This window comes from Pseudoalteromonas sp. CO348 (genome assembly GCF_004208845.1).
Lineage (GTDB): Bacteria > Pseudomonadota > Gammaproteobacteria > Enterobacterales > Alteromonadaceae > Pseudoalteromonas > Pseudoalteromonas maricaloris.
Genome location: NZ_SGPI01000029.1, coordinates 39,680 through 50,669 on the forward strand (window position 1 = coordinate 39,680; position 10,990 = coordinate 50,669).

General features: G+C 41.5%; 8 protein-coding genes. 1 reads left to right on the plus strand and 7 read right to left on the minus strand.

What is annotated here, in order from left to right:
* Window positions 1-130: 130 nt before the first annotated feature.
* A complete protein-coding gene (locus tag EXT48_RS14115) occupies window positions 131-526 on the minus strand; it encodes a VOC family protein (protein WP_130164822.1) in 396 nt (131 codons plus the stop codon).
* Between the two features lie 21 nt (window positions 527-547).
* Between EXT48_RS14115 and EXT48_RS14120 the strand changes: the two genes are divergently transcribed.
* Window positions 548-838, plus strand: coding sequence for a ribbon-helix-helix domain-containing protein (locus EXT48_RS14120; RefSeq protein ID WP_130164823.1), 291 nt, complete (start codon window positions 548-550; stop codon window positions 836-838).
* 10 nt (window positions 839-848) lie between these two features.
* On the opposite strand, the gene EXT48_RS14125 is transcribed toward EXT48_RS14120, so the two are convergent.
* The 6 genes from EXT48_RS14125 to EXT48_RS14150 form a co-directional block, all read right to left on the minus strand.
* Window positions 849-1,526, minus strand: coding sequence for a hypothetical protein (locus EXT48_RS14125; protein ID WP_205992089.1), 678 nt, complete (start codon window positions 1,524-1,526; stop codon window positions 849-851).
* Between the two features lie 314 nt (window positions 1,527-1,840).
* Window positions 1,841-3,457 carry a hypothetical protein gene (locus EXT48_RS14130; RefSeq protein WP_130164824.1) on the minus strand — a complete coding sequence of 539 codons (1,617 nt, stop codon included), beginning with the start codon at window positions 3,455-3,457 and terminating at the stop codon, window positions 1,841-1,843.
* 345 nt (window positions 3,458-3,802) lie between these two features.
* Window positions 3,803-5,401, minus strand: a complete 1,599-nt coding sequence (locus EXT48_RS14135) for a hypothetical protein (RefSeq protein WP_130164825.1) — start codon at window positions 5,399-5,401, stop codon at window positions 3,803-3,805.
* Window positions 5,402-5,969: 568 nt separating this feature from the next.
* On the minus strand, window positions 5,970-8,090 hold the full coding sequence (locus EXT48_RS14140; protein ID WP_130164826.1) for a YjbH domain-containing protein: 2,121 nt from the start codon (window positions 8,088-8,090) through the stop codon (window positions 5,970-5,972).
* A 229-nt stretch (window positions 8,091-8,319) separates the two neighbouring features.
* Complete coding sequence (locus EXT48_RS14145; protein WP_130164827.1) at window positions 8,320-10,281, minus strand: nucleoside-diphosphate sugar epimerase/dehydratase; 1,962 nt, start codon at window positions 10,279-10,281, stop codon at window positions 8,320-8,322.
* Between the two features lie 140 nt (window positions 10,282-10,421).
* On the minus strand, window positions 10,422-10,976 hold the full coding sequence (locus EXT48_RS14150; RefSeq protein WP_130164828.1) for a sugar transferase: 555 nt from the start codon (window positions 10,974-10,976) through the stop codon (window positions 10,422-10,424).
* Window positions 10,977-10,990: the final 14 nt, after the last annotated feature.

The window sequence follows — 10,990 nt, forward strand, 5'->3', positions numbered from 1 at the left end:
TTCCAACCTTAGTCTCCGGATCCCCCCAGATACAGGTTTGTGTACATTCGTAGCAGCGACTTTAGGTCGCGAATCCTTTAACGATTTTATGTTGCAACCCACTAACCTTGGTCGCAAGATAAACCCGCTACTACCGATACACATCACTTTTTTCAATTACTTCAATATCATAACCATCAGGATCTTTAATAAAAAAGAATCTTGCTATTAATACATTTTGATTATAAAAATTTTTGATTTCTTTAGGGTAATAACTATTCTTTTGAGCCTTGTTGTAGATAGCCTGTAGGCTATCAGTAGCGAAAGCCAAATGCCCGTAGCCATTACCGATTGTATAATCTACCGTAGTGTCACGATTCCAAGTTAGCTCCAATTCAAACGAAGTTTCATCGTTGCCAAGGTAGATAAGAGAAAAATCATTAAAGTCGATACGTCGTTTCACTACCAACGCAAATACATCATGATAAAATTTAATTGAGCGATCAGCGTCTTTTACTCTGATCATTGAGTGAATCATTTTTGCCATTACTTTACCTATGGAATTTATATGTGTGAACTCTACGCATCAACAGAGCCTCATCGTTACGAAGTAACCAAACGTTCTATTCGCATTCAAGGAGCTGTTACTAGCCTCGCGTTAGAAAATGAAATATGGCAAGTATTAGAAACCATAGCTCAACGGGAAGATCTAGGCCTTGCCGAGTTTATTTCCTTACTTTACCAAGAAGTGATTGAACGTCATGGTGAGATTAAAAACTTGGCGTCTATGCTGCGTGTTACTTGCTTAACTTATCTTGCAAATAATAATGCGCTTAACGTAAGAAGTGGTAGTAACTGAGTACTACGTTTTAATGCCGATCCAAAAAGCGTTGCCATGTGATATTGGGATTAATAACCCGGATCGGGGAAATAACCTGCTTGAGCAAATGAAAAGGTGGGCGCGTAACTTCATGTCCATCTTGCTTTAAACCCAATAAATATTGAAAACTGTCTTTAGTCCCGAGCTGAATAGCTGATATTCTGATTTGTTGCTCGAAGTTTAGTCGTAAACTGCTGATCGCCGTTTTCATTCCCTGCTGATCAACATTGGGTAAACCACATTTTTGTAGATACCCCTGTCTTTCCCCCTCTCCAGAAAACCATATTCTAACTTTCTCGCTATAACGACCAGTTTTTGCTGGTAAATCAAACATAAGACGTCGATGTCCTTGCTGTTTTACCAATGTTAGATATTGCTCCAGTCCTGCTTGCCATAATGCGGGATGAATAGGCACCACTCGCGGTTGAATTTTGCCATGGGTGTTAAAGTGAAGTACGTGAACGTGGTCTTCGTAGTAAACATCATTAAGTGTAAGTGAGCCAATTTCATCACTATACGCACCAGTGTAATAACTCAGCAAAGGTAGCCAAAAATGCCAATGTTTAGGCTGCTCACGCTTTAGTTTTTCATCTGAGTAGATATAACCGTTAAACAAGGTATGAAGCTCCATAGTGGAAAATGCTCTGCGGCCTAAATGAGATTTCATACTGTAGTCAACGTATTGAGTATACTAAAGATCTTAAGTTTAACGGTTTTTAGTCTTTTTCGGAAGTTTGATAGTCACCTTCCCATCTGGAGCACAGGCTTGTCCGTCGGCAGGAGCGTCATAGCGTCACCTTCACATAAACTCCTAGAAAGAATCTCGACGTAAAAGCATAAAAACAGTCGCGACATTAAGTCTTTGCTACGAAAGAAAGATTAATTCTGGGAGTATGATTTTATGAATAAGAATATTTAAAATTTAGGCAAGAAAAAAGCCGCGTCTCCGCGGCTTAACTGATTGGACTAATCATTCTTTGCTTAACTACCAGTTACAGTGTCACAAGCTACTGAAACATCGATGGTTTCATCTGTTCCATCAGGCGTAATAGACGTTGTAAATGGTGCTGAAATTCGAGGGTCTACACTAACCGCATATGACGCAACATCACCGTTTAGTGCTGACAGTGCAAAAGTACCATCACCATTGTTCGCTGCTGTGCGGAATGGCTTAGTCGTACTTGATCTATACTTTACAATCGCACCTGGGATAACTTCTGTTACTGTCGTATCGTTAGAACATACAGCTCTAACAGTTACATTTTCATTAACAGTGGTTTGAATTGGATTTGCTAGCGTGATCGAAACTGGACCACTACATACCGGAACTTCAGCATTCGTTGATGAAGCATTTCCCCACACGTTACCTGCAGCATCACGGATAACTACACGTGCTGTTGCTGTTGAGCTAATACCATAACGCGCTGAAGTGCTAGCTGACACAACTGTTTTTGACGTACTACCACCGCGTAAATAACTTGATACACTTGCATCAGCAGAGGTCATACTTACATATAGACCTGAACTAGGAACAGCATCGCCAGTCACATTAACAGTGATACCTTGCGTACAAATTGGAACTGAACGAGACAGTGTAAAAAACGTAAGGTGATCGGTTTTAAAAGATGCTTTGTAAGCAGTACCTTCAGCGTTTAACACACCAACAGTTGCTTTATTCGTTTCTGACTGCCATTTACCAGTATCTTCGTTATTTGAAGAAACATCAAACTGGTCTCCTGTTTGAATTGTTCTATCACCCGATGGTGCTAAGGTTGCGACAGGAAGTGAAACTGAAACATCGATCTCTTGGCTAAATTGCTTGATCTTAGTTCCGTTGTTATCTTGCATAACGATATTACTTACACCAACTGGCTTTTTAATGCTGGTTGTACTACCTGCACTCAACCCTGCAGGCAAAACAGCTGAAATCTTGCTAGACGTCGGATCTGCAGAGCCAACAGTTAATGATACAGAAGTACCTGTAACTGCATTACCACTTGCATCTCTTAGTTGTACCCCTGCAGGAATCGTTACATCAGAACCTGCTTTACCTTTTGCAGCCGCTGCTGTAATAGGAGAGGCTGTTGTAGCGTCAGCCACACTTTCAGAAACGCTTGCCTCAGCAACTTCGTCACCACCTTTTGACACAAGCGCCAATTCAGCTTCTAGCGTTGCTGCCGAATCTTCATTACTTAAGTCGATGTCAAAGCTTTTTGAAAAATAACCATCAGCAGCGACTACTGCAGTTACAATCCCAACATTCGCCCCTTCTTTTACAGTAAAGGTATAGCTACCATCTTCTGTAGCAATCTGAGTGATTGCGTCGCCATTGACGTTAACCAAATTTGAGGTTGGTTCTCCATCTTCAAAAAAGGTAATTGTCGCCGGCGCAACGATATCAACAGTATCAACATCAACTACATTACCACTTACAGCAAATGCTAAAGCTGCTGGAGTTTCTGGTGCAACAACCACCGGATCTGTTGGCTCAGGTGGCGGAGTGATTACCACATTGTTATCGTCATCGCTAAAACAACCCGAAAGTGCCAAAGCTGAAGCTACAGATAAAGCGAGTAAAGATTTTTTGTTCGAAATCATGATTGGTCCTTGTTCCCTTTTTTGAAAGTGCCAAGCGGCACTAACGCGCGTTTTATTACATCGAAACTTAAATATAGAGAAAGTTCAAAGATTGTCCAGCTAGTAATTAAAATATTTTTATACTAAGACTTGCTAGTTAGTTTTTGATTGGCATGAGCTTTTACTTCATAACCTTGGGTTATCGTAACGACTACTGACATTTTTTATATACAAGGTCGCACGGCAACACCTTTTAAAAGAAACCACTGAATGAGAAACAGACACAAAAAAGCCGCATTTAAGCGGCTTTTTAATCTTACTAAGATGTAATTTGCCTTAATGAAGGCTAACCTTAGTCGATAGTTATTAAGAACCAGTTACTTCGTCACATGCTACAGTGATTTCAGCTGACTCATCAGTACCATCTGCTGTGATAGTAAAGTTTTGAGCGCCTAGGCCCGCAAACTTAGCACCACGTGGTACTACGCGTACTTCATATGAAGAAGCTTCTACTAGGTCTGTTAGCTCGTATGTACCGCCAGTACCAGTAGCTGATTCAAAGCCTTTGTTTTCTAAACGGTATTTAACTACAGCACCTGTTAGTGGTGTCGTTACTGTGTTGTCGTTTTCACAAACAGCAGTTACTGCGAATGACTCAGCAACCAGTGTAACAGGGTTAGATAATGCAACGTTTACGTTACCACAAACTGACACTTCAGTTTCGCTATCGAACCATGTGTTACCGTTTTTGTCTTTAACAGTTACACGTGCAGTTGCATCAGCAGCAATACCTTTTTGTGATGCCTTGTTTGCAGAAATAACAGTTTGTGATGTAGAACCTGCTTTTGCTTGTACAGAAGCTTTATAGTCGCTAGATTCCATCTTAACAGTTAAACCGTTAGCTGGGATTTCGTCACCAGAGAAAGTTACATTGATGTCTGATTGACATGCAGCGAATGTATCTACCGCAGAGAAAAACGTAAGGTGGTCAGTCATGAATGAGCCAGCATATGTGCCGTTTGTTTCATTCAAAGCACCAACAGTTACTTTGTTTGTCTCAGTAGACCAAACACCCGTGTCTTCGTTGTGAGAAGTTAGCGTTAGTTCATCACCCGTTTGTACAACTTCACCGCTACTTAGTGTAGTTGTTGCAGGAATTGCCATTGTTACTTCGATAGACTGGCTGAACTTCTTGATTTTATTACCAGCATCGTCGGTCATTACGATGTTAGTTACAGCAACTGGAGTTTTAACTTCAGCAGCACCTGCTTCGTTAAGACCTTCAGGAAGAATAGCACCCGCACTTGCTGACGTGCTATCAGCAGCAGTAACATTTAGTGAAATTGTAGAACCAGATACTGGGTTGTTGTTTGCATCAAATAGCTGAGTATTTGCTGGAACCGAAACGTCAGCACCTGCTTTACCAGATTCAGCTTTTGCAGAGATTACTTCAGCAGTTGTCGCATCAGTTACAGAAGCTTCTACAACTTTATCAGCTAGGCCTTCAGCGTTCTTAGAAACAAGCTCTAGTTGAGCAGGGACTACAGACTCGCCTTCCGCAAGTGTTAAATCAACAATAAAGCTCTTAGATACATAACCTTCAGCTGTTACGTTAACAGTAATTGAATCAACAGAAGCGCCTTCTTTCAGTGTGAAAGTAAAGTCACCTTCAGTTGCGTCAATCACGTTTACTGCAGTGCCATTTACGTCAACAGTGTTTGCACTTAGTTCACCATTTTCAAGTAGAGTTACTTGAGCTTTGATCGCGTCGAAGTCTGCATTAACAACGTTGCCGTTTACAACTAGCGATAGCGCATCAGGAGTCTCAGGTGCAACGATTACTGGATCAGTAGGCTCCGGTGGAGGCGTGATAGTTACGTTGTTGTCATCATCGCTAAAACAGCCTGAAAGCGTTAGCGCAGACGCTACAGAGAGCGCAAGAAGAGATTTTTTATTTGCAATCATGATTAGTCCTTGTTTTCTTTTTTATTAACAACGCCACGTTAGCGTGTTAACACATAAAAAAAGCCCCATTGCTAGCAATGAAAGCTTCAAATTAAAATTTGCATTACAGACAGGGACTAAGTCACTCCCTGACCCGATTCAACATGGGCTTTACAGTCAAAACTATGACCAAGATATAAACAGCCCACAATGACCCCGCTAATTTATCACAGTAAAGCGCTAGATCCAACCGCTTGATTTAGTTTGAAAGTAGGATACCGTTGGTACACTAAATACACAATGAATGAAGTTAAATTTATCGCAAATAATTGCAACATAATGATTATTGATTAACGAGGTTTAAATTGTAAATGTGTAGCGATTGCTTCAATGCAGCTATCTTCACGAGCGTCACGATATAAAGTTAAAAAGAGAATCGCGACCCGAAACCACGGGGTTACTCCGCACGGCTTACTCCGTGAAAACACACCTAAATACCACTTTGGTAGCAGTGGGTTATCCCGCGATAAACGCATCGCGACATAAAGTCGCCGCTACTAATTATCGCAGGCTTACCCGTGACCATCTCTTATTTATAGGTCAAATACACTTCTCTTAGTCGAGCCAAGTTACTATATACATAGCTGCTCGATAAACGACCTTGATTGAGGAATGTTTTATCAATATTAACCGGTGTATTTACTAAATGGCCGCGACCTACAGCAATGGCATTTTTTGATTCACCAATTCGCGTACTTGCAGCATGGCGCCACGCCTCATTTCCTTTAACTTGACCATAACGTGTTGGTGCCATGTCTTTTCTAGGTGTAAGTGGAATGCTAAAAGATATACCCGCGATTTGCACATCAGTATCTTGCGCAAATATGGACACGTAACTGTCACCAAACCAAAAGCGCGTTTCTAGCTTAACGCCACTATCCTCATAAAAGAACTTACCAGCTGTGGCATGAAAACTAACATCTTGCTCAACCCAGTTATAACGATAAGACAAGGTTTGATAATCCTTATCTAAGTCATAATCATCGTACTCAAAGTATCCAAGCTCTGCTGAAAATTGATGACGACCATTGTCACTCAACCAAGTTGTTTCGTTCTTAATACCTGTGTAATCATTAAACTCTTTAAAAAAGCCGATATGTGTTTGGTTATAAATACCATAAGGCAGTGCAAATGTTTGATAGATAGTCGCTTGTGTTAAGCCACTTTGTTTAGCCAAACGACCAAATGCTTTTCCATCATCATAGTCACTCGTATTCGCAACTTCGGTTTCGGCACTTAAATTAATACCACCGCCATACCACATTGGTACATCAACATCTGCTTTTAAGGCGAGTGAGAAATCATAAACTCCCAGCTCCGTTGCCAACCTTGAGTCCAGTGCAGGACCAACGGTTAATCTTGGTTTAAAGTACGCGCTATTTGCCTTTGGCATACCAACCCAAGACACACTACCAATTGGATCCATTTCGCCTCGACGAATATCCATATCAGGTGTAGTGCCAGTATTTACGAACTCTCTATAATTATTAATGTGGCCTCTCAATGCCAACATTGGAATACCACGATTTAGCAATTGAACAGTAAACTGCGCGTTCGGCTCGTTCACATGTTCAGCAATACGACCTAATACTAAACCTATTGCATCTATGTCGTTGCGATTAAAAACATAGTTTTCAAAACTCACGACAACATGAGGGTCTCGATTGAAGCCAACACTTACCGACTCAAAGCCGTCTTCCAAGAGCGCCGCTTTTAAAGCGCGCGTTTGCATTGTTAGAGATTTTTTATATTCATCACGCTCTGTGACTTCTTTTTTCGCTTCAGGAAGAGGTTTACGGGCGAGACGGCGCTGCTCCTCATAATGGGCTTTAAATGCGGCTTCTCGCTTGGCGTCTGCGTCAAGCATTGGCGCTGGAGCTGCTTCTAATGGGTCATTTAATGTTGCCTGCTCAAACAAAGGCATGGAGAAGTTTACACCCCAAAAGGTGTCTTTTTCAGCGTGATCAGTATTACTGTAAAACTTACTGGTAAGCGTTAAAGTACCCACATCGTAAATCCATGCTTTTGGTACTGTTAAGCGCAAACCGGCATTAACCGCATCAGCATCATGTTCCACTTGCACAGCTAGCCAGTCTAGTGGCTGCCACTCAATACCCGCAAACGCACTATCCATTTGCCCGGTTGCACGATCGCTTACCGCAAAACCTGCTGAGAATCTAAAGTCGTTCCATTCACGAGACCCTACCAAATAATAGGTTTCATAGTTATTTGCCGCTCCGCCTAAATCTTTACCGCCGATAGCAAGATTAAACCACTCTTTAGGCACAAAAGGGAGTTGGTATTTTAAGTTAAACGAAAGGTCACGAGTTTGCCCTTCAGCCTCTACTTCGGCCGTAAACATATTGTCATGCATTGAACTTGCTGCTATTTGACCACTTACCTCTAAACCATCAAACAGTCCCGCAGAAAAAATGTAATTATGGCCATCCACGTACCTTAGTCCACGAAGATCTAATTGGTTATTGTAACCAATATCTATATTTCCCTTTTCAAGCACCTCGGCAGTAGGGGTATTAAAAATACCAGTGTACCCTGCAAATGCTGTGTAGCTATTTATTTGGGTATCAGCTAAAACAGGCATGCTTGCAAGTGTAATACTACCTGCAAGAATCGTATTTATTTTTAACATGTGCGCAGACCGATTTTTATTTTCAATTCTTGAATTAAATGTGGCAGAGCAAATTAACCAGCTCAGCCACCGTTATAAGTATTATGTAGACATCGTACAATGAAGTATAGAAAAACCCAACTTCGTAGCGACAGCAGCACCGAAACACCACTCCACTAGCTGCGCCCCGAGATAAAAGCATCGCGACATCAAGTCACTGCTACGAATACATAACTCCGCGATAAGAGCATTACACGTTTCTTAAATTAACCACTTTCTGCTCAGACTCACGTTGCGCTTCAAGCACTTGGCGTTTTTCATTCCACACCAAATCACAAATACCGTCTGTAGGATTAAAGCCTGTAGGCGCCTCTAACAACAATTTACGAATAAGCTCATGATCAAAATTATGACAAGCCGTGTCCATTGCACTCATAAAAGACTCTAGCTCTGCCATTGGTAGTTTTACCTCGTTGGCCGTCATGATCCGTGGATGAGAGGTTTCTTCTACATTGTCACCAATCAATAACTCTTCATATAACTTTTCACCTGGGCGCAATCCTGTGCATTCGATCTCGATATCGCCATGAGGGTTTGACTCTGACTTTACCTCTAGGCCAGAAAGATGCACCATTTTGGTCGCTAAGTCTTTGATCTTAACAGATTCACCCATATCTAACACAAATACGTCACCACCCTTACCCATAGCACCCGCCTGAATAACTAATTGCGCAGCTTCCGGTATGGTCATAAAAAACCGGGTGATATCTTTATGCGTTAAGGTAATTGGTCCACCTTCTTTAATTTGCTTACGGAATAGAGGCACCACTGAACCACTAGAACCAAGCACATTACCAAAACGTACCATGCAAAAACGGGTATTTTTAGACGTTACTTTACTTTCAGCCAAGGCTTGTAACACTAACTCTGCCATACGCTTGGTTGCACCCATTACATTGGTAGGGCGCACCGCTTTATCTGTAGAGATTAATACAAAGGTCTCTACTCCTGCGTTAATAGCGGCTTTAGCCGTGTAATAAGTACCAAATACATTATTACGAACACCCTCAACAACATTTTGCTCTACAAGCGGTACATGCTTGTAGGCTGCGGCATGATAGACAGTTTGCACCCCAAAGGCTTTCATGCAAGTTTCAATACGGTTGATACGTTGCACCGACCCCATCACTGGTACTATTTCCAATGATACACCTTTATTCAATGCAAGCTGATTCAGCTCCTTTTCAATGCTATATAAACCAAACTCAGACACTTCAAAAAGCACCAGCTTTTTAGGTCCATTTAATATAATTTGCCTGCATAGTTCAGAGCCTATAGAACCGCCTGCACCGGTTACCATAATGACTTTATCTTTTATATTTGCAGCCATCAGCTCTGCTTGTGGCGCTACTGGGTCTCTGCCCAATAAGTCTTCAATTTCGACTTCTTTTATCTCATTAAGCTGCGCCTTACCGTCAATAACATCGGCCATACCTGGCACCGTCATCACCTCGAGCGGTAGTTTTTCTAACTTCGTGAGTATTTCTTTACGGCGAGAACGCGATACGCTTGGTAAAGCAAGCAAAACCTTATTCACTCGCTTTTTGTCTATCAAATTATAGATTTCGTCAAAGGCGACAACGGGGATCCCTTGAATAATCGCATTGTGCTTGGTAGCGTCGTCATCTAGATACGCCGTAACATAATAGTCAGGCCCTGTTGCTAGCGCAGTAGCTAACTGCCGGCCTGCATCTCCAGCGCCATAAATAACCACTGGGGTTTTAGTAAATGAGGTTAATCGCCAAATAAGTGCTCTTACTAAAATACGCGAACCACCCACAGAAAGTATCATTAACCACGCATAAATAAAGGGCATAGTTCGAGGGATTGCAGTTTGCGTAAAAAATGACGACAACACTAAAATCACGGTACTAATAACAGTACCAAGTACAACAGCACCGACTGCATTTGCCCCAACGTAACGGAGCACAGCACGATACAAACCAAGTTTTACGAATATCACCAAGCTAATGGGGAGTAATAACGCGAGGATTAACCAGTTTTTAAAATTAGCCAGTGGTGCAAAGCTATCAAGGCGAACAATAAGCGCTAACCAAAAGGCTGAGACTATAAAAACTGAATCTAATACGAGCGTGAGAAGTCGTTTTTGGCTACGAGAAGCGCCAAGTAAAGCGCGAAACCAACTATCCATTGTGTTCCCTTTTTATTCCAATCCGAATTAAAACCGCAGACGAACTAAAGCATAGTACATGCTGCAGTATACACAAAAGTAGCAAAAATGTATGAGGAAAATATGAAGAAGCTTAAGTTTAAGACAGAGAACATCTTAAACTAGTGTTTACCAACCCTATCTCCAGAACCACTGCCAGTTACGGTCATTACTATATATTTAAAATAATTAGCCACTGTCAAAGTATCAATCATTTTCCTATCTGTTGTCGCAAGTAATTCAGGGGTAGACATATCGATTTCATTCACCTGCGCGAGACCAGTAATTCCAGGCCTAACCGAATATATGTCTTTAGCTTCTCTCGCATATGTGAGCTCTTCTTGATTGTAAAGACCAGGGCGCGGACCTACCAAGCTCATTTCACCTTTTAGTACATTCCAAAGTTGTGGAAGCTCGTCTAGTTTTGTTTTGCGAAGAAAATGCCCAAATGGTGTAATCGAAGAAGAACTCGCAAGGTGGCTTGCCACAGAAGCCGTATCTACTTTCATCGTTCTAAACTTAACTAAAGTAAATGGCTTTTTATTTCTACCAACACGCTCTTGAGTAAAGATTGGTGAGCCAGTATCAAAGAGGCCAATAACGTATAAAATAGCCAAGAAAGGAAATGCGAATAAAAGGCCAAACAAGGCAAATAAAAAGTCGAGTAAACGTATCATTAAATATTCCATGT